Genomic DNA, 17,939 nt, shown 5'->3' with positions numbered 1-17,939 from the left:
GGAGGCTTCCACGATGCCGCGTCGCTGTCCAGACACACGGGCGAGACTGCCCCGGAATGGGGACGCCTGAGCCGTGCGTCTCGTCTGCCTGCCCCATGCCGGCGGCTCCGCCGTGCTCTACCGCACCTGGAAGGCCGCGTTCCTGGGCCTTGCCACCGTGGACAGCCCCGAGCTGCCCGGTCGCGGCAGCCGCCACGGTGCGCCGGTGCCAGCGAGCCTTGCGACGCTGGCCGAGGACATCGCCGCCCCCCTCCTCCACCGTCCCGCGCCGGTGGTGCTCTACGGCCATTCCATGGGCGCGCTGCTGGCCTTCGAGATGGCGCGGGCGCTGGCCCGCCAAGGCGTCAGCGTGGCTGGGCTGGTGCTCTCCGGCCGGGCCGCGCCGCATCTGCCGTTTCCCCGGCAGGACCGGCACCTGATGAGCGATGCCGCGCTCATCGAGGAGCTGAAGCGCTTCGGCGGCACGCCCGAGGTGCTGTTCCGCCGCCCCGAAATTCTCGCCATGGCGCTGCCCGCCCTGAAGGCGGACTTCCGTATGGTGGACACCTATGCCTTCACCCCCGGCCCGGCGCTGGCCTGCCCGGCGGTGATCCTCGGCGGCGCGGACGATGCCGGGACCCCGGAGCCGAGCCTTCATGCCTGGCGCGAGGTCATCGCCGGCCCGGTGGCGGTGGAGGTGTGGCCCGGCGGCCATTTCTTCGTGCGCGAGGACGAGGCGCGCCTGCTCACTCTGCTCAAGCGCACCCTCTCCGTCTGGCGCGCCGCCCGTGCCTGAGCCCTCTTCGCCGGTGGACGCCGCGCGCCTTGCGCCGGGCGCGAGCCTCCTCGCCATCGCGCGGGTCGCCGATGCCGTGGCCAATGCCGACCTCGCCATCGCCCTGCCCTCCGAGGAAGCCGCCCGCATCGCCCGCCACGTGAAGGCGGACGACCGCGCCGCCCGCACCGCCGCCTGGAGCCTCGCGCGCACCTTGCTCGGCGCCGCCCTGGGCCTCGCCCCCACCGCCGTGCCGGTGGTGCGCGGGACGAACGGGCGGCCGGGGCTCGATAGGGCGGGGCTCGGTGTCGCCTCGGATCTCGACTTCAACCTCACCCATTCCGGAAGCTGGGTGGCGGTGGGGCTGGCGCGCGGCGGCACCATCGGCGTCGATGTGGAAAAGGCGCGCGGTCTCGATCTGTGGACCCGCCTGGCCCCCGATTTCATGCACGAGGACGACCGCGCCCGCTGGTCGGCCCTCCCCGAGCCCGGTCGCGCCGCATCCGCCCTGCGCCAGTGGTGCGGCAAGGAGGCGGTGCTGAAGGCGACGGGCGAAGGCCTTGCCGGCGATGCGCGCGGCGTGCGCCTGCCCGAAGGCGGCGGCCTCGTGGTGCGCGCCGGCCGCGCCTTCCTCACCGGCAGTGGCGCTTTGCCCGCCGCCGCCTACGCCTTCGCCGTGGAGGTGGACGCGCCGACGCTGTTCCTCTCCGCCGGAGCGGGATGGGAACGGCTCGCCGGCTGAGCCCCGGAAGCATGGCCGTCGTCGACCCATCGCAGGGATGCGCTAGCATGGCCTTAAACGAACCGGTTTCATCCGGCTCGATGGCGCGGAGGGGGACCATGCCGAGCGAAACACCCAATGCCGGGGCGCACGGCGCAAGCCTCGCAGACCGGCTGGCGGGCCTGTGGGATCATCTGGGGCTCGACGCCGCACATGTGGCGACGCAGATGCCGGGCAGCCTCGCCGGCTTCGCGGCGGCCCATCCGGCGCGCATCGCGGGCCTGCTGTTCCACGAGCCGGTGGGCTGCGAGCCCGCCGCCTTCGCAGCCGTCGCCGCCCGCCTGACGGTGCTCGCCGGGGATGGCGGCACCTCCTCCCAGATCGCCGGAGTGATCGCGGCGGCCCTTCCCGACAGTCGCCGGCGTGTCCTCGAAGACTATGCGCAGCCGGGATGGGCGGACCATGTGCGCGACCGCACGGACGCGGTGGTGGACGCCCTGAGGGATCTGCCGGGCACGCCCAGCGTGCTGACGCGCGCGGCAGAAAGCGGCGCCCATGCCGGCATCAGCTACGACATCAGGGGATCGGGGCCGGCCCTCGTGCTGTTCCCCCTCTTCCTCGCCCCCACCCAGTGGGACGCGGCGCTGCCCCGCCTCGCCGCGCATTTCACCGTGATCCGGCTGGGCGGCGCCCATCTCGGTGGCGTCTCCCTGCTGGAGGACCGCGCCAGCAGCCCCAGCTATCGCGGCATGTTCGGGACGCTTCTCGACATCCTCGATCCCGGCCCCGCGGATCACATCCTCGACGTGGGCACCGGCTCCGGCGCGCTGGCGCGGATCGCCGCCCGGCGGGCGGGTCATGTCACCGCCTGCGACATCAATCCCTACATGGTGCGGGAGGGGGCGGACCTCGCCACAAGCGCCGGACTGTCGGACCGCATCACCTTCCGCGAGGCGGATGCCGGGCACCTGCCGTTCGCCGACGCCAGCTTCGACCATGCCTACAGCGTGACGGTGCTGGAGGAGTGCGACGCCGACCGCGCCCTCGCCGAGCTGTTCCGGGTGGTGAAGCCCGGCGGGCGGGTGGGCGTCATCGTCCGCGCCATCGACGGCCGGCACGTCTTCAGCGCCGACCTGCCGGATGCGATCCGCGCCAAGGTGGAGGTGGTGCCGCCCATGGTGTCGCCCGGGGGCGTCGCCGACGCCAGCCTCTACCGGCGCATGCGGGCTGCGGGCCTTGTGGATCTCGTGCCTTGCCCGGCCATGCCGTCCTTCGACAACGGCAGCGGGTTCTGGCGCTTCGTCGTCGGCCGGCTGGAGCCGCGCCTCTCGGCCGAGGAACTGGCGGTGTTCCGGGCGGACCTCGCAACGGCCGATGCCGAGGGCAAGCTGTTCGTCACCTTCCCCCATCACGGGGCGGTGGGCACCAAGCCCGCTGGCTAAAGCTGCCGGTTGAGGTTTTCGGCGAAGGAGAGGATGTGGGCGCGGGTGGCCTGCTCGGCGGCATCGGCGTCGCGGGCGGCCAGCGTGTCGACGATGGCGGCGTGCTCGTCCACCACGCGGCGGTGGTGGGCGACGTCGCGCAGGGAGACGAACCACACCCGCTGCGCCCGTTCGTGCAGGTTCCGCAGGATCTCGCCCAGCACCGGATTGCGCGCGCCGCCGGAGATGGTGAGGTGGAACTCGCGGTCGAGGGCCATCAGCTCGGTGATGTCCCCATCCCCGGCCGCGGCGGTGCCCCGGCGCACATTCTCCTTCAGCGCGGCGATGACGTTTGCATCCGCCCGCTCGGCGGCAAGACGCGCGCAGAAGCTCTCGTTGAGCAGGCGCACCTCCACCATGTCGCGCACCTCGTCCTGCGAGATGGGGCGCACGATGATGCCCTTGCGCGGCAGCACTTCCACGAGGCCGTCGCGCATGAGCCGGTCGAAGGCCTGGCGCACGGGCGTGCGGCCGAGGCCGAGGGAGGCCGCCACCTGCGCCTCGCTCAGCGCCTCGCCGGGGCGGAAGGCGCACATGATGATGCGCTGCTTGATGACGTCATAGGCCGTGTCGCGGAGGGAGCGGACCTGCGGTGGCCCGACATCCTCGGCGATCTCCCGACCCACGTCGCGCGCATCGAGCTGCATGGCGCCTCTCCCTGACCGGTGCCGGTCGTTCTGTCTTGGTCCTTGCCCCCGCTCAGCCGGCGACGGGAAGGACGGTCACGTCATACCCATGGCGGATGATCCGGCCCAGCACCGGGTCCTCGATCTCGAACTCGAACCGCGCGGCGGGCCGGATGCCGCCGATGGCCGCGAGCGTGCCGCAGAACATGGCGGTGCCGTCGGAGAATCCGGGCTCATAGCCGGCGATGATCTCCTCCGGCGGCAGCATGGCCGCCACCGAGCCCTGCTGGTAGAGCACGCGCGCACCATCGATGACCGCATAGGAGCGGATGAGCAGGCTGTCCCAGTGCGGCAGCACCTCGTCCAGCGCCCAGAGGTCAGCGGCGACGGGCTTGTCGCACATCTGCTTGGACACGGTGATGCCGTAGGTCTCGACCTTGCGGTCGGTATGGTCGGAGCCGACGCCGAGCCAGCGGCGGCCGTCGGCCTGAAGGATCATGAACTCCACCTCGCCGGAGGACTCCGGCCCGGTGGATTCGATCTCGCCGGCCGTGGTGAAGCGGGCGGCGGCGACGCGGTAGTAGATGGGCGTCGAGGCCGGACGCGCGACGCCCAGTTCCTCCAGCTCCACGATGTGCTTTTCCAGCGCGACCTTGTCGCGGCCGGTCCAGCCCGCGATCACCGCATGGCGGATGGCGAGGGTCTCCGTGCGGCTCTCGCCGCCGGCGTGGAGGGTGAAGGTGAGCTTCGTGCCCATCGGGATCTCTCGTTCAGGAAAAAGGGAAAAGACCGGCGCCTCCGAAAGGGGGAGGAAAGGAGGCGCCGGCCGACGCGCCAACCTGGAGCGCGATCCGGGCAGGGCAATCTGCTCGGACCACGCTCCAAACTGAACCCGGGAACGCGTTGCCCGATCAGCTTGCGATGCAAGCTGACCGGCGCGTGCTCTGGTCAGTTCGGCGTGCGCGTGTCGAGAAGGGTCCACTTTCCGCCCTTCACCTCGAGGATGTAGACGGGCTTCACGGCGTCGCCGTCGGTGAAGGAGATGGCGCCTTCCAGCGCCTGGTAGTCCTTCAGCTTGGCGAGCTGGTCGCGGATGGCGGCGCGCTCTTCGGCGAGCTTCGCCTTGTCGCCGGTCACGTTGGCCCGCTTCATCGCCTCGGAATAGAGGTAGACGATGTCATAGACCGAGGCGTCCATCTGGTTCGGGTCGGTGCGGGTCAGGCCGGCGGCCTTGGTGCGCTTGCCGAACTCGGCGGTGAAGGCCTTGGTCTTGTCGTTCACCTCGGGGAAGAAGGTGGTGCCGATGGTGAGGTTGTCGCCGGCGCCGTCCATGCGCTTGGGCAGCTCGGGATCGGCGATGGTGGTGCCGCCGACGATGCGGGTGGAGACGCCCTGGCGCTTCAGCTCCTTGGCGAGGTTCACCGCGCCCTCGGGCGGCGAGCCGAGGCCGACGATGTCAGGCGCCATCTGCTTCAGCTGCGCCACCTGGGGCGACAGGTCGAAGGCGGCGAGCTGGAAGTCCACCGAGCCCTTGGAGGGGATGGCGTACTTCTCGAACATCTTCGGCACCACCACGGTGCCGATGGACTTGGACACCACGTCGTCGGTGGCATAGGCCGCCGCGCCCGAGGCCATGGGCAGCTTCTTGTCCTTGATGGAGCCGAGCACCTGGTCGATGACCTTGCCCTCGTCCGTGGTGTTGCGGAAGCCGTAGGTGAAGCCCTTGGTGAGGCCGGGAGCCGAGGAGGCCATGGACATCTGCGAGATGCCCTCGCGCTCGCCCACCGGGAAGGTGGTGCGCACTTCCGAGGACGAGAACGGGCCGATGACGGCGAGCGCATTGGCATCCTGCGCGAAGGAGCGCAGCGCGGTGGTGGCCTGCTTGGGATCGCCGGCGGTGTCGAACTTCACCACCTTGATCTTCTTGCCGTTGATGCCGCCCTTGGCGTTGATCTCCTCCACCGCCATGTCGACGGCCACCTCATTGGTGTTGGCGAGGCTCACATAGGGGCCGCTCTTGGCCATCATGTAGCCGAGGACCAGTTCGCCCTCCGCCCGCGCCGCACCGGAGGCGACCAGCGCCGCCAGAAGGCCGGCGCCGAACAGCACGCTCTTCTTCATGTCCCGTTCTCCTCTTGGCTTTTGTTTCCCGGCCCCGGTCTTCGACCGGCGCCGGGTGCGCACGCTCAATCGCCGCGCGGGCTTGACCCGAGGGCCCATGGGCCCTCGGACCCTGGTTCAATGGGCGGCCGACCCGCCGCCGAGATACGCGTCCTGCAAACGGGGATCTGCCGCGAGCACGTCGGGCGCGCCGGCCATGGCCACGCGGCCGAGTTCCAGAACGGTGGCCGAATGCGCCGCCTTCAGCGCCTTGCCGGTGTTCTGCTCCACCAGCAGCACGGAGAGGCCCTCCGTGTTCAATTCGCGGATGAGATCGAACAGCTTGGAGACGAACAGCGGCGAGAGGCCCAGCGACGGCTCGTCCAGCATCATCAGGCGGGGCTTCGCCATCATGGCGCGGCCGATGGCCAGCATCTGCTGCTCGCCGCCGGAAAGGCAGGAGGCGGCCATGTGCCGGCGCTCGGCGAGATTGGGGAAGCGGTCGTAGATGGCCGCCATCTCCCGCTCCACCGCCGCCGTGTCGCGCCGCATGTGGGCGCCGAGCCGCAGATTCTCTTCCACGGTCAGGGTGATGAGGATGCGCCGGCCTTCCGGCACCAGCACCACGCCGGCCGCCATGCGCCGGTGTGGCGGCAGGCGGGTGATGTCGGCATCCGCGAAGGTGATGCCCCCCGCCTTGGCCGGTACCGCGCCAAGGATGGCCTTGAGCAGGGTGGACTTGCCCGCGCCATTGGCGCCGAGCACGGTGACGACCTCGCCCTCATTGACGGTCAGCGACACGTCCGAGAGCGCCGCGACGCGGCCGTAGGAGACGGAGAGGCCGGAGACTTCGAGCAGCGCCATGGCTCAGGCCTCCTCGTCCGTGCCGATATAGGCCTCGCGCACCAGCTTCTCCTGCCGCACGCGGGAGAGCGGGCCTTCGGCGATCTTCTCGCCGAAGTTCAGCACCACCACGTTCTCGCAGATCGAATCCACGAAGTGCATGTCGTGCTCCACCACGAGGAGGGTGACGCCCTTCGCCATCAGTGCCTTGAGATGATCGCGCAGGGCATTGGTCTCGCTGGGATTGAGGCCGGCGGCGGGCTCGTCCAGCATCAGCAGGCTCGCGCCGGCCAGCGTCGCGCGCACGAGGTCGATGCGCTTTCGCACCCCATAGGGCAGCGCGGAGACCATCTCGTCGGCCCAGCGGCCGAGGCCGCTCTCCTCCAGCGCCGCGCGTGCCTCGCGCTTCCAGCGGTGGTTGGGAAAGAGCCGGTAGGGGGTGAGCAGCGCGCCCAGCGAGGAGGCGCGCACGTGCTGGCCCACCAGCAGGTTTTCCAGCACCGAGAGGTGCGGCATCAGCCGGATGTTCTGGAACGAGCGGGCGACGCCGGTGGAGATGCGCTTGCGCGACGGCATGTGCGTCACGTCTTGCCCGTTCACCTCGATCCGCCCGGCATCGACGCCATAGACGCCGCTGACCAGGTTGAACACCGTGGTCTTGCCCGCCCCGTTGGGGCCGATGAGGGCGGTGGTGACGCCCTTCGGCACGGTGAAGGACAGGTCGCGGATGGCGCGCACGCCGGCGAAGGATTTCGACAGGCCAGAGATGGCGAGGGCTGCGGACATCACGCGGCCTCCGCCTTGCGCCGGAACAGGCGGAACAGAGAGGACGTCACCAGCCCCTGCGGCCGCACGGCCATGAACAGGATGATGAAGACGGCGAACAGGGCGTAGCGCCACTGGTCGGAGGCGCGCAGCAGCTCCGGCACCAGCGTGAAGAAGGCGGCGCCCACCAGCGGCCCCCACACCGTCTGCGTGCCGCCGAACAGCACGTAGAGCACGGTGAAGACCGAGAGCAGCACGTTGAAATGCTGCGCCTCGACGAAACTGTAATGGTGCGCGTAGAGCCCGCCGCCGAAGCCGGCCACCGCCGCCCCCAGCGCGAAGGCCGCGACCTTCATGCCGCGCACGGAGACGCCGAGCAGGTCCGCAACCGTCGCGTCGCTCTTCACCGCCGTGAGGCAGAGCGCGAAGCGGGTGCGGGAGACCAGCAGCATCAGTACCACCACGCCCGCCGCCGCCGCATAGACCACGTAAGGGCCGGCATAGTCGGTGACGGGATAGCCCGCCGCGCCGCCCACCACTTCCAGATTGAGGAAGATCGCGGAGATCACCTGCCCCAGGGCGAAGGTGGCCATGGCGAGATAGATGCCGTGGGTGCGCAGCACCGGCACGCCGATGAGCAGGCCCACCAGCCCCGCCAGCGCCGCGCCGAGGGGGATCGCCGCCCACATGGGCCACATATATTCGTTGGTGAGGAAGGCCGAGGCATAGGCGCCGATGGCCATGAAGCCGGCGATGCCGAGGTTCAATTGCCCCGCCGCCAGCGGCAGGTAGACCGCATAGGCGGCGATGACGTTGAAGGCGAGGACGACGAGGACGCCCGTCAGATAGCCGCTCATCACAGCTTCTCCCGGCTGGCGGCGCGGCCCATGAGGCCCTGCGGACGCACGATGAGGATGAGGAGCAGGAGGCCGTAGACGGAGATGTTCACCACGTCCGCGCCGATGAAGGAGATGGACAGCACCTCCGCGAGGCCGATCACCAGCCCGCCCAGCACCGCGCCCCAGATGGAGCCCATGCCGCCGACGATCATGGCCGCGACACCCTTGAAGCCCACGCCCTCGCCCATGAAGGGCGACACCTGCTGGTAGTTCACGGCGAAGAGAATTCCCGCCAGCGCCGCCAGCAGCGCCGAAGCGATGAAGAGCTGCGGCACGAGGCGGGAGATGTCGATGCCCATGAGCAGCGCCGTCTCCCGGTTCTCCGCCACGGTGCGGATGCGCCGGCCGCCGGCGGTGGAGGAGAGATACCAGGACAGGAACGCCACGAGGCCGAGGGAGAGCGCCAGCGAGATGAGCTGCGCGATGCCGATGACGAGCCCGCCGAGGCGGATGTTGAGGTCCGGCAGCAGGGCCGGGAACGCCTGCTGGTCCGAGCCGTACTGGATCAGCATCAGGTTTTCGAGCAGCACCAGGAAGCCGAGGGAGGAGACCAGCGGCACTTCCGGGTCGCCGCCCTGCATGGGCCGGTAGGCGAAGCGCTCCACCAGGAGCGAGACGAACGCCGCCGCCGCCAGCGCGCCCGCGGCAGCAATGAGGAAGGGCCAGCCCGCCTTCATCAGCCCGAAGGCGAGCATGCCGCCCACCATGAACAGGCCGGGGAGCGAGAAGTTCAGGAAGTTGAGCACGCCGATGGCGAGGGTGAAGGCCACCGCCACAAGCATGTAGATGGCCCCGAGCATGAGGCCGTTGACGATCTGCTGCGCGAGCATGGGCCGGGGCAACCTTCCTCTCGTACGCCGTGACGCGGGCGCTGCCCTTCCCCCTCCGCCTGAGGCGTCGCCCTCCGGAGATTGTGGACGGCACGGAAGCGGGGCAGCGATTAGGTTTGATACAAAGCTATTTTGGGCGTGGCTTCAAGCTGAAATTTCAGGCGGATTTCACTGCATTGCAGCAAGCGCCCTCCCCGCCTGTGCGCTGCATCGCCAAGGGCTTGCGCCGAGTTGGGAGGGGTGCGCGCGCAGCGCCTGCCCTCGGCGCGGGCGCCCTTCTGCACACGCCTGCGGCAGAGCGGCCGGCGCCCCGCCGCCCAACCTTCCGCGCCCGGCGACGCCCTGCAGGGCTCCGGCCCCGATCTTGCTATCGCCCCTGCATCCCCGTTCGCGATGCCAGGGCGTGTCACAGGTCGGCCAAAAATGTCGAAGCCCCGACATCGTTCGAGACATGAGGCTGCCCCATGAAACTCATCGTCGAACGCCTGGTGGTCGAAAGCCTGGTGGACGCCTTCCCGGACCAGGCGCACCTCCTCGCCCAGCCGCGCCTGTCGAGCCGCATGGAGCTGGGCCTCGATGCGCTGAAGCCCGATGAGCTGGCCCACCTGCACGAGCTGGTGCTGAAAACGGGCGGCACCACCATTCGCGGACAGGAGGAGCAGCTCGCCAACCTCGTCGGCGTGTTCCGGGACGACGGCAAGCGCTTCGGCCCGGACGAGCTGGAGGATCTGGCGGGGGCGATCGCGCTTTACTTCGTCAAGCACTGCATTCGCGGCTGGCTGTTCCGCATGAACCCCTCGGGCAAGCCCGAGCCCTATCTCATCACCCGCCTCGACTACACGCCCCCCGGCGAGGAGGAGGCGGGGCGGCTGATCGTGGAGCTGAAGGCCAACAATCGCGGCAAGACCCATGTGGAGAATCTGCTGATCCGCTCCAAGGACCTGCGCGGCCTCACCATCCCCGGCACGCTCGCCGCCAAGGGATGGCTGATGGAGGATGCCGGCCTGCTCGCCTCCTTCGACGACCAGATGGTGCGCTATTTCGAATGGCGCGGCCGCTATGGCGAACAGTTCTCCGGGCGCGGCACGGGCCTCTTCGCCGAGGACCCCACCGCCAACCGGCGCGACACCGACTGGGCGCGCAAGGCGACCGTGGTGCTCTCCTCCTCCGGCAGCGAGGCGCGGCTGGTGAACGACGAGGAACTCCTCGGCGAGCGCACGCTGGGCACGGAGACGTCCGGCTTCTTCCTCGACAAGATCGTGAAGAAGGCGGACAAGCAGAACCTCTTCCACATGGCCGTGGACGAGGCGCTGCGCGCGGCGAAGGACAGCATCCCCAAGGGCGCCTTCACCGACATGCCGGTCCATCCCTTGATCCTGATGTTCCATCTGGAGCTGCACCACCATGTGTGGGTGCATGTGGACGACATAAGGCCCTACGAATACCACCCGGAACTGAAGCAGAAGCTGGTGCTGCCGCCGGAGCAGACCGACCTCATCGACATCCTCACCGCCGAGATGAACACGCTGATGGACGACGTGGTGGCGGGCAAGTCCGGCGGCACCACCGTGCTCTGCGCCGGCCCGCCCGGCGTCGGCAAGACGCTCACCGCCGAGGTCTATTCCGAGATCATCCAGCGCCCGCTCTACCGCGTGCATTCCGGCCAGCTCGGCCTCGATGTGGCGCACATGGAGCAGGCCTTGAAGGATGCGTTGACCCGCGCCCAGCGCTGGGGCGCGGTGATGCTGATCGACGAGGCGGACGTCTACATCAAGCGCCGGCAGGACAACCTCACCATGAATGCGGTGGTGGGCGTATTCCTGCGCGTGCTCGAATACTTCAACGGCCTCTTGTTCCTCACCACCAATAGGGTGGACGACATCGACGAGGCCATCGTCTCGCGCTGCATCGCCCTCATCAAATATCACTCTCCCGGCCCGGATGACCGGCGCAAGATCTGGCGGGTGATGTGCGACCAGTTCGGCCTCATCCTCTCCAACGAGCTCATCGACACGCTGGTGGAGATGTTCCCGGAGACCTCCGGCCGCGACATCAAGGGCCTCGCCAAGCTGGTGGCGAAATACTGCTCGCAGAAGGGCGTGCCGCCCTCCATCGACGCCTTCCGCCGCTGCGCCATCTTCCGCGCGCTGGACGTGCCGCCGCTCGCCTGAGCGGCGGCCGGATAGGGCACCCCCATTGCCCTTGACTTACCCGCCCGGTCCCTCGGGCGGGTCTTTTTTGTCTGTTGAAATAACGAAAGGGCGTCACGCCCCGTTGAAATGAACCGTCCCGAAGCCGGAGACGTCATAGCCGCCCAGTTCCGCCGCCCGCGCCTCGAAGGCAGGGTCGCGGCAGAAGGCGACGAGCTTCTGGAACGACGGCTCGAAATAGGCCCGGCGCCAGACCATGAGGTCGAAGCGCTCCTCCACCAGCGGCACGAAATCGAGATTGTGCAGGCGCGCGGCAGCAGCGATGCCGAGGCCCACATCCGCCCGCCCGGTGGCCACCGCGAGGGCGAGGTCGGTCTCCGAGCGCTCTGCCGTGCCGGCGCAGGTGAGGGCGTCGCGGCCCATCCCTTCCGCCGCGAGCAGGCGATCCAGCACCAGCTCGCTGGCCGCCTCCTTCTGGCGCGTCTGGAATTTGAGGCCCTTCACGTCGGCGAGGCAGGTGGGCGGACGGGGAAGGCCCGGCCGGCAGATCAGCCCACGCACCCGCCGCGCCCATTCCACCAGCACCCACGGCGCGCGGCCAAAGCGCTCCTCCACGACACCCGCGTTCCAGTCGTCGCCCTCCGGCACATGCAGGCCCACGGCGATGCACTCGCCCCGGTCCGCCCGGTCGAGACCGTCGAGCGCGCCGTCCATGAGGCAGGCGATGCCGGAGCGCGATTCGCGCAGCGCCCATTCCAGCAGCGGATCGTGGCCCCCGGTCATCACCGCCGGCGGGGCGTGATGGTCCGAAGGCGCTGAATGGTGGGCGCCATCCGGCGCGGCGGCGTGGACCGGGGCGGGATCGGCAGAACCGGCGATCCAGTCCTGGATTTCCTGCCGAGGGAACAGCAGCTTGCCCGTCACCCGCCGCACCGGAAGGCTGCCGGTGGCGACGAGGTCGTAGACCTTGCGCTCGCGCACCCTCAGCAGCGCCGCGAGCTCGCGGGTGGTGAGATATTCCGACATCCGGCCCGGCCCGATTGGCCTCCACCACGCAGGGCGCGCCGGAGGAAACGACACTTTTCTCTTATGTTCACATGAATACGGCTTAGAGCGCGATCCGATCAAGTTGAATCAACTTGATCGGTGAATCGCCCTCTCACGCGAGGAAAGAGAACGCGTGATCCGATCTGATTGCGATGCAATCAGATCGGCGCGTGCTCTGGCGGCCGTGTCGCAAGCCCAAATTGTGCCCTGCGACGGGGCACCGCTGGTGCGGCGCTTGCTTTAGACTGCCGGGCACGCCAGCACAGGCGGAACGCTTTCCAGCCGGATTTTCCCCATGACCCCTGCCGCGTCCCCTGCCCGCATCGGCATCGTCACCATCTCGGACCGCGCCAGTTCCGGCACCTATGAGGATCTGAGCGGTCCGGCCATCGAGGCCTGGCTGCGCCATGCCATCACCAGCCCCTGGGTCGCCGACTACCGGATCATCCCGGACGGGTTCGAGAGCGTGCGCGACACCCTCATCGCCCTCGCGGACGACGAGCGCATGGACCTCATCTGCACCACCGGCGGCACCGGCCCCTCCCCGCGCGACCTGACGCCGGAGGCCATGGCGGCAGTGATCGAGAAGCCGCTGGCGGGCTTCGGCGAGCAGATGCGGCGCATCAGCCTCAACGAGGTGCCCACGGCCATCCTGTCGCGGCAGGAGGCGGGGGTGCGCGGCAAGACGCTGATCGTGAACCTGCCAGGCAAGCCTGCGTCCATCGCCGTGTGCCTCGCGGCGGTGTTCCCGGCCATCCCCTATTGCCTGGACCTCATCGGCGCCGGGCGCATCGAGACCGATCCGACCGTCTGCGCCGCGTTCCGGCCCAAGGGTGCGTGACAGGACTTAGACGACCACCACGCCGCGGTGCTTGGCCTCGCCCTCCGGCTCCACATGGATGGTGATGATCGCATCGTCCATGTCGCGCTCGAAGGCGTTCTCGATGCGGTCGCAGATGTCGTGGGCGGCGGCCACCGTCATGTCGCCGGGCACCACCAGGTGGAATTCCACGAAGGTGATGCGCCCGGCATGGCGGGTGCGCAGGTCGTGCGCCTCGATGGCGCCGGCCGCATGGAGCGAAACCAGCTCGCGGATGCGCGCCACCACGTCCGGCGGCGGCGCAGCGTCCATCAGCCCGCCCACGGATTCCCTCATCAGGCTCCAGCCGGTCCACAGCACGTTGAGCGCCACGAGGCCGGCGATGAGCGGATCGAGCACCGGCCAGCCGGTGACGGGCACCAGCACGAAGCCGATCAGCACGCCGACGGAGGTGACCACATCTGTCAGCACGTGCCGGCCGTCGGCGACGAGGGCCGGCGAGCGCATGGCCTTGCCCACCCGCAGCAGCACCACGCACCAGACGGCGTTGATGAGCGTCGCCGCGCCGTTGATGAGCATGCCGGTGAAGGGCTGGTCGGGCAGGTGCGGGTCGAGGAAGCCGTAATAGGCCTCGCGCATGATGGTGACGGCCGCCACCACCACAAGCACGCCTTCCAGCACCGCCGAGAGATATTCCGCCTTGTGGTGGCCGAACTGGTGGTTGTCGTCGGCGGGGCGCGCGGACACGGTGATGGCGAACAGCGCCGCGGCCGAGGCGGCGACGTTGATGATGCTTTCCAGCGCGTCGGACAGCAGCGCCACCGAGCCGGTGACCCACCATGCCAGCGTCTTCAGGCCGAGGACGACGGCGCCGACCAGCACGCTCGCCGCCGCAATCCAGAGCACCTTGCGGCTCATGTCGGCCTCCATTCTGCACGCCGTCGGGGGCGGCGCCGCGGGTCCGTCCCGCGCGGTCGGCAGGACGTACCGAACCCCGCGCCCCGGCGCAACCGCGCCGGGGTCGCACTCCCGGACAAGCTGGAGGTTACACCCGCCTTACACCGCCCCTCAGGGCAGCTTCATGTGCTCGAGCGAGCGCTGGATGGCTTCCGGCCCCACCATGATGACGCCGTCGAACGGGGAGCTCATCTCCAGGATCAGGAAGATGGCCCCGGCCAGCGACAGCGCGCACAGGGGAAAGACGATGAGCGAGACGAGGTTCACCGGCGAGAACAGCCCGAAGCTGGCGAAGATCAGTGTCAGCCAGATGATCAGCACGACGATGAACACCGGCGGGATCTCGGTGACGGCCTCGGCGATCAGCGTCCAGCGCAGCGCGTTCAGTGTTTTGAACCGGTCGAGCGCCTCCGCCTTGAGATCGGCCTGCTCGGCACCGGAGGGCTCGAGGGTGCGGATCTCGTGGCCGACGCGCTCCAGCATCTGCTCCGACTTGAAGGAGGCGACCAGCACGGGCGCGTTGTTGGCGTCGGGCCAGGTCTCGTTCATGGCGTGGACCGTGTAGGCGCGCAGGGCCTCGCGCGCCGGCTTGGCCGCCGGCCCGTAATGTTGAAGCGTGGCGTCGAGAATGGTGAGGAACGTCGCATATTGCTGGACGTCCTTGCCGGTGGTGTCGAAATTGCCCTTCACCGAGGCGGTCATCAGGCCGAGGATCAGCGACGCCATGGCCGCGACCATGCCGACCCCCAGCTTCACCGCCTCCTGCGTCTCCTTGGAGAGGTGATGGGCCTTCAGCCAGCGCTGCGAGCCCATGCCGAACAGCGCGCCGCCCTCGAGCGCCAGGAAGACCAGTAACGCGACGTGCCAAGCCTCCATGGCTTCCCCCCGGCCTGCACTCCCGTCTGAGTCTTGCTTGATTATCGGCGCAGGCAACCGAACGTATCGCCCGATACGATGCCGGCTGTGTAGCGTAAAGGGAGAAAATCGTGCGCGGGCGGCCGACCCTGGCGAAATCGGGCGGCGATCAGCGGGAGGCGGCTGCGATCAGCGCCCGCTTGCGGGCAAGGTCGGCATAGCCGGCAACCACGTCCGCGCCGATCACGTAGGCGGGCGGATCGAGCACCCGGAGCGCGGCGGCGAGCGCCACCCCCTGGGTGAGGATGTCCGTAATGTCCGGCTGATTGGCGGCGCGGAACACCTTGTAGTGGTCCAGCCCCTCGGCACGCACCACGTTGAGCGCCTTCACCCCGTCGATATCGCCGGTGGTGGCGGCGAGCGCGAGGTAGAAGTCGCCGAACTTGGCCGGCTGCATGGCGAGCACGGCCAGAGCCACCCGCGCCGCCTCGATGGAGCCCACGTCCACCCGCGGCGTCTGCACGATGGCATAGGCGAGCTTGGCGTCGCCGGCGAGAAGCTCGCGCATGTCGAGGGCGGAACGGCGCCAGTCGGGGGCGTTGAAATCCACCAGCTCGGTAACGAGGGGCCTGGTCTTCTGCGCCCCCAGCACGGCCTTGCCGGGCATGGCGTCGAGCAGCTTGCGCGCGTCGGGCGTGACGGGATCGGCGAGGGCGGGGGATGCCGCTGCGGCAAGAAGGCCCGCACCGACGGCAAGAAGCCCCCGGCGGGTCAACGGACGGCAAAGCTGCTTGGCCCGGGCGCCCATGCCCGCCGGCCCTATTCGGCCGCCTTGGTGGGCACTTCGGCGGCGGCCTGGGCCTCGGCATCCTCCTGCGCCTTCAGCACGTCGGGGTGCGGCATGGAGATGATGTTGTAGCCGGAATCGACGAAATGCACCTCGCCGGTCACGCCGGCCGAAAGGTCGGAGAGGAGATAGAGGGCCGAGCCGCCCACCTCCTCGATGCTGACCGTGCGGCGCAGGGGGGCGTGGCGCTTCTGGTAGTTGAACATCACCCGCGCATCGGCGATGCCGGCGCCCGCCAGCGTGCGCACCGGGCCGGCGGAGATGGCGTTGACGCGGATGCCCACCGGGCCGAAATCCGCCGCCAGATAGCGCACGGAGGCCTCCAGCGCCGCCTTGGCCACGCCCATCACGTTGTAGTTGGGCATGACGCGGGTGGAGCCGCCATAGGTGAGGGTGATCAGCGAGCCGCCATCCGGCATCAGCGCCGCGGCGCGCTTGGCGATCTCGGTGAAGGAGAAGCAGGAGATCACCATGGTGCGGGAGAAGTTCTCCCGGCTGGTGTCGGCGTAGCGACCCTTCAGCTCGGACTTGTCGGAGAAGGCGACGGCGTGGACCAGGAAGTCGATCTTGCCCCAGCTCTCCTTCAGCGCGGCGAACACCGCGTCCACGCTGGCGAGGTCTTCCACGTCGCACGGCAGCAGGAGGGAGGAGCCAACGCTCTGCGCCAGCGGCTTCACGCGCTTGGCCACCTGCTCGCCCTGGTAGGTGAAGGCGAGTTCCGCGCCCTGACTCGCCAGCGCCTTGGCAATGCCCCAGGCGATGGAATGATCGTTGGCGACACCCATCACCAGGCCGCGCTTGCCCTTCATCAGGTCCTGCATAACCTACCCTCTTGCGCCTGAGACGCCGATAGCAGACGGCGCCCGGCCACGCCATCGCGTTTCGGCCAGCGCCGGCTCACCATTGATGACCAATCCTGAACGCCGCCCTATCGGAGCAGCAGGCGTCCAGCAGTTTCAGGCGTCCACCTGCCTCAGGCGTCCACCTGCGTCAGGCATCCACGTGCTTGATGACGAGGCTGGCATTGGTGCCGCCGAAGCCGAAGCCGTTGGACAGCACATGGCCGAGCTTCACGTTGTCCACCCGCTTGCGCACGATGGGCATGTCGGCGAAGGCCGGGTCGATTTCCTCGATGTTGGCGCTCTCGGCGATGAAGCCGTTCTGCATCATGAGGATGGAGTAGATCGCCTCGTGCACGCCGGTGGCGCCCTGCGAGTGGCCGGTGAGCGACTTGGTGGCCGAGATGGGCGGGCACTTGTCGCCGAACACCGCGCGGATCGCCTCGATCTCCTTGAGATCGCCGATGGGCGTCGAGGTGGCGTGGGGATTGATGTAGTCGATGGGCGCCTTGATGCCGGAGATGGCGAGCTTCATGGCGCGCTCGGCGCCCTCGCCCGAGGGGGCCACCATGTCCACGCCGTCGGAGGTGGCGCCATAGCCGGCGATTTCGCCATAGATGCGCGCGCCGCGGGCCTTGGCGTGCTCCAACTCTTCCAGCACGAGGACGCCGGCGCCGCCGGAGATGACGAAGCCGTCCCGGTTCTTGTCATAGGCGCGGGAGGCCACCGCCGGGCGGTCGTTGAAGTTGGACGACATGGCGCCCATGCCGTCGAACAGCACGGAAAGCGTCCAGTGCAGGTCCTCGCAGCCGCCGGCGAAGATGATGTCCTGCTTGCCATACTGGATCAGCTCGTAGGCATTGCCGATGCAGATGTTGGTGGTCGCGCAGGCGGCCGAGATGGAATAGCTCAGGCCCTTGATCTTGAACCAGGTGGAGAGCGTCGCCGAGGCGGTGGAGCCCATGGCCTTGGGCACCGCGAACGGGCCGACGCGCTTCGGCCCCTTCTCGCGGGTGATGTCGGCCGAGTCGACGATGGTCTTGGTGGAGGAGCCGCCCGAGCCCATCACGAGGCCGGTGCGGATGTTGGACACCTCGTTCGGCTCAAGGCCCGAATCGCGGATGGCCTGTTCCATGGCCACGTGGTTCCACGCGGTGCCGCCGCCGTGGAAGCGCATGGCGCGGCGGTCAACGACCTCTTCCGCATTCAGGGTCGGCGCACCGTGCACCTGGGACCGGAATCCGAGCCGGGAATAGTCCTCGGCGAAGGAAATACCGCTCTTGGCTTCGCGCAGGCTGGCAAGAACCTCCTGCGTGTTGTTGCCGATGGACGAGACAATGCCCATCCCGGTGACGACGACGCGCCGCATGTCAAATCCCCATTGGAGTGCACCCAGTGTCGCCGC

At 69.0% G+C, this 17,939-nt stretch carries 18 protein-coding genes; 5 read left to right on the top strand and 13 right to left on the bottom strand.

Going from position 1 to position 17,939, the window contains the following annotated elements:
- Nucleotides 1–73 precede the first annotated feature (73 nt).
- From EJ105_RS17945 to EJ105_RS17935, 3 genes are all read left to right on the top strand, one after another.
- The gene (locus tag EJ105_RS17945) at nt 74–775 is read left to right on the top strand and encodes a thioesterase II family protein (protein ID WP_250167418.1); all 702 of its coding nucleotides are present in this window, start codon (nt 74–76) and stop codon (nt 773–775) included.
- Nucleotides 768–1,496: a 4'-phosphopantetheinyl transferase family protein gene (locus EJ105_RS17940; RefSeq protein ID WP_250167417.1), complete on the top strand. Its 729-nt coding sequence runs from the start codon at nt 768–770 to the stop codon at nt 1,494–1,496. Before EJ105_RS17945 ends, EJ105_RS17940 begins: the two co-directional genes overlap by 8 nt.
- Nucleotides 1,497–1,594: 98 nt before the next feature.
- Nucleotides 1,595–2,917 (top strand): methyltransferase domain-containing protein, encoded by a 1,323-nt coding sequence (locus tag EJ105_RS17935; RefSeq protein ID WP_250167416.1) that lies wholly within the window; start codon nt 1,595–1,597, stop codon nt 2,915–2,917.
- Here EJ105_RS17935 and EJ105_RS17930 read toward each other — a convergent pair.
- From EJ105_RS17930 to EJ105_RS17900, 7 genes are all read right to left on the bottom strand, one after another.
- Nucleotides 2,914–3,603 (bottom strand): GntR family transcriptional regulator, encoded by a 690-nt coding sequence (locus EJ105_RS17930; protein WP_081837477.1) that lies wholly within the window; start codon nt 3,601–3,603, stop codon nt 2,914–2,916. The genes EJ105_RS17935 and EJ105_RS17930 overlap by 4 nt on opposite strands.
- Before the next feature lie 52 nt (nt 3,604–3,655).
- Nucleotides 3,656–4,339 (bottom strand): DUF2848 domain-containing protein, encoded by a 684-nt coding sequence (locus EJ105_RS17925; RefSeq protein WP_250167415.1) that lies wholly within the window; start codon nt 4,337–4,339, stop codon nt 3,656–3,658.
- A gap of 191 nt (nt 4,340–4,530) precedes the next feature.
- Nucleotides 4,531–5,703 (bottom strand): ABC transporter substrate-binding protein, encoded by a 1,173-nt coding sequence (locus tag EJ105_RS17920; protein WP_250167414.1) that lies wholly within the window; start codon nt 5,701–5,703, stop codon nt 4,531–4,533.
- A gap of 117 nt (nt 5,704–5,820) precedes the next feature.
- Nucleotides 5,821–6,546, bottom strand: coding sequence for an ABC transporter ATP-binding protein (locus EJ105_RS17915; RefSeq protein ID WP_250167413.1), 726 nt, complete (start codon nt 6,544–6,546; stop codon nt 5,821–5,823).
- 3 nt (nt 6,547–6,549) lie between these two features.
- Nucleotides 6,550–7,311 carry an ABC transporter ATP-binding protein gene (locus EJ105_RS17910; protein ID WP_169124694.1) on the bottom strand — a complete coding sequence of 254 codons (762 nt, stop codon included), beginning with the start codon at nt 7,309–7,311 and terminating at the stop codon, nt 6,550–6,552.
- Nucleotides 7,311–8,147, bottom strand: coding sequence for a branched-chain amino acid ABC transporter permease (locus tag EJ105_RS17905; RefSeq protein ID WP_250167412.1), 837 nt, complete (start codon nt 8,145–8,147; stop codon nt 7,311–7,313). The genes EJ105_RS17910 and EJ105_RS17905 overlap by 1 nt, the downstream gene beginning before the upstream one ends.
- On the bottom strand, nt 8,147–9,019 hold the full coding sequence (locus EJ105_RS17900) for a branched-chain amino acid ABC transporter permease (protein ID WP_168461426.1): 873 nt from the start codon (nt 9,017–9,019) through the stop codon (nt 8,147–8,149). The genes EJ105_RS17905 and EJ105_RS17900 overlap by 1 nt, the downstream gene beginning before the upstream one ends.
- Before the next feature lie 464 nt (nt 9,020–9,483).
- Between EJ105_RS17900 and EJ105_RS17895 the strand changes: the two genes are divergently transcribed.
- The gene (locus EJ105_RS17895) at nt 9,484–11,190 is read left to right on the top strand and encodes an AAA family ATPase (protein ID WP_250167411.1); all 1,707 of its coding nucleotides are present in this window, start codon (nt 9,484–9,486) and stop codon (nt 11,188–11,190) included.
- Between the two features lie 93 nt (nt 11,191–11,283).
- Here the strand turns inward: EJ105_RS17895 and EJ105_RS17890 are convergent, their stop codons facing one another.
- A complete protein-coding gene (locus tag EJ105_RS17890) occupies nt 11,284–12,195 on the bottom strand; it encodes a substrate-binding domain-containing protein (RefSeq protein WP_250167410.1) in 912 nt (303 codons plus the stop codon).
- Nucleotides 12,196–12,511: 316 nt separating this feature from the next.
- On the opposite strand from EJ105_RS17890, the gene mog reads away from it, so the two are divergent.
- Nucleotides 12,512–13,057, top strand: a complete 546-nt coding sequence (mog, locus tag EJ105_RS17885) for a molybdopterin adenylyltransferase (protein ID WP_250167409.1) — start codon at nt 12,512–12,514, stop codon at nt 13,055–13,057.
- 6 nt (nt 13,058–13,063) lie between these two features.
- On the opposite strand, the gene EJ105_RS17880 is transcribed toward mog, so the two are convergent.
- The 5 genes from EJ105_RS17880 to fabB form a co-directional block, all read right to left on the bottom strand.
- On the bottom strand, nt 13,064–13,954 hold the full coding sequence (locus EJ105_RS17880; RefSeq protein ID WP_250167408.1) for a cation diffusion facilitator family transporter: 891 nt from the start codon (nt 13,952–13,954) through the stop codon (nt 13,064–13,066).
- 150 nt (nt 13,955–14,104) lie between these two features.
- Entirely contained in the window at nt 14,105–14,869 is a 765-nt protein-coding gene (locus tag EJ105_RS17875; RefSeq protein ID WP_250167407.1) for a bestrophin-like domain, read from the bottom strand.
- Between the two features lie 148 nt (nt 14,870–15,017).
- The gene (locus tag EJ105_RS17870) at nt 15,018–15,656 is read right to left on the bottom strand and encodes a thioredoxin domain-containing protein (RefSeq protein ID WP_250167406.1); all 639 of its coding nucleotides are present in this window, start codon (nt 15,654–15,656) and stop codon (nt 15,018–15,020) included.
- Between the two features lie 11 nt (nt 15,657–15,667).
- The gene (fabI, locus tag EJ105_RS17865; protein ID WP_250167405.1) at nt 15,668–16,516 is read right to left on the bottom strand and encodes an enoyl-ACP reductase FabI; all 849 of its coding nucleotides are present in this window, start codon (nt 16,514–16,516) and stop codon (nt 15,668–15,670) included.
- A 169-nt stretch (nt 16,517–16,685) separates the two neighbouring features.
- Nucleotides 16,686–17,903, bottom strand: coding sequence for a beta-ketoacyl-ACP synthase I (gene fabB, locus EJ105_RS17860; RefSeq protein ID WP_250167404.1), 1,218 nt, complete (start codon nt 17,901–17,903; stop codon nt 16,686–16,688).
- Nucleotides 17,904–17,939: the final 36 nt, after the last annotated feature.

Origin of the sequence: Xanthobacter aminoxidans (assembly GCF_023571765.1) — a bacterium.
GTDB lineage: Bacteria > Pseudomonadota > Alphaproteobacteria > Rhizobiales > Xanthobacteraceae > Xanthobacter > Xanthobacter aminoxidans.
The sequence above is the reverse complement of the archived record's forward strand: the minus strand, read 5'-3'. Positions and strand labels throughout refer to the sequence as shown.

What these genes read in the sequence shown, in the direction of transcription:
- EJ105_RS17915 (WP_250167413.1), bottom strand. Translation starts at nt 6,546, where the DNA reads ATGGCGCTGCTCGAAGTCTCCGGCCTCTCCGTCTCCTACGGCCGCGTC.
- EJ105_RS17910 (WP_169124694.1), bottom strand. Translation starts at nt 7,311, where the DNA reads ATGTCCGCAGCCCTCGCCATCTCTGGCCTGTCGAAATCCTTCGCCGGC.
- fabI (WP_250167405.1), bottom strand. Translation starts at nt 16,516, where the DNA reads ATGCAGGACCTGATGAAGGGCAAGCGCGGCCTGGTGATGGGTGTCGCC.
- EJ105_RS17920 (WP_250167414.1), bottom strand. Translation starts at nt 5,703, where the DNA reads ATGAAGAAGAGCGTGCTGTTCGGCGCCGGCCTTCTGGCGGCGCTGGTC.
- EJ105_RS17900 (WP_168461426.1), bottom strand. Translation starts at nt 9,019, where the DNA reads ATGCTCGCGCAGCAGATCGTCAACGGCCTCATGCTCGGGGCCATCTAC.
- EJ105_RS17925 (WP_250167415.1), bottom strand. Translation starts at nt 4,339, where the DNA reads ATGGGCACGAAGCTCACCTTCACCCTCCACGCCGGCGGCGAGAGCCGC.
- EJ105_RS17905 (WP_250167412.1), bottom strand. Translation starts at nt 8,147, where the DNA reads ATGAGCGGCTATCTGACGGGCGTCCTCGTCGTCCTCGCCTTCAACGTC.
- EJ105_RS17935 (WP_250167416.1), top strand. Translation starts at nt 1,595, where the DNA reads ATGCCGAGCGAAACACCCAATGCCGGGGCGCACGGCGCAAGCCTCGCA.
- EJ105_RS17930 (WP_081837477.1), bottom strand. Translation starts at nt 3,603, where the DNA reads ATGCAGCTCGATGCGCGCGACGTGGGTCGGGAGATCGCCGAGGATGTC.
- EJ105_RS17880 (WP_250167408.1), bottom strand. Translation starts at nt 13,954, where the DNA reads ATGAGCCGCAAGGTGCTCTGGATTGCGGCGGCGAGCGTGCTGGTCGGC.
- EJ105_RS17870 (WP_250167406.1), bottom strand. Translation starts at nt 15,656, where the DNA reads ATGGGCGCCCGGGCCAAGCAGCTTTGCCGTCCGTTGACCCGCCGGGGG.
- fabB (WP_250167404.1), bottom strand. Translation starts at nt 17,903, where the DNA reads ATGCGGCGCGTCGTCGTCACCGGGATGGGCATTGTCTCGTCCATCGGC.
- EJ105_RS17895 (WP_250167411.1), top strand. Translation starts at nt 9,484, where the DNA reads ATGAAACTCATCGTCGAACGCCTGGTGGTCGAAAGCCTGGTGGACGCC.
- EJ105_RS17890 (WP_250167410.1), bottom strand. Translation starts at nt 12,195, where the DNA reads ATGTCGGAATATCTCACCACCCGCGAGCTCGCGGCGCTGCTGAGGGTG.
- mog (WP_250167409.1), top strand. Translation starts at nt 12,512, where the DNA reads ATGACCCCTGCCGCGTCCCCTGCCCGCATCGGCATCGTCACCATCTCG.
- EJ105_RS17875 (WP_250167407.1), bottom strand. Translation starts at nt 14,869, where the DNA reads ATGGAGGCTTGGCACGTCGCGTTACTGGTCTTCCTGGCGCTCGAGGGC.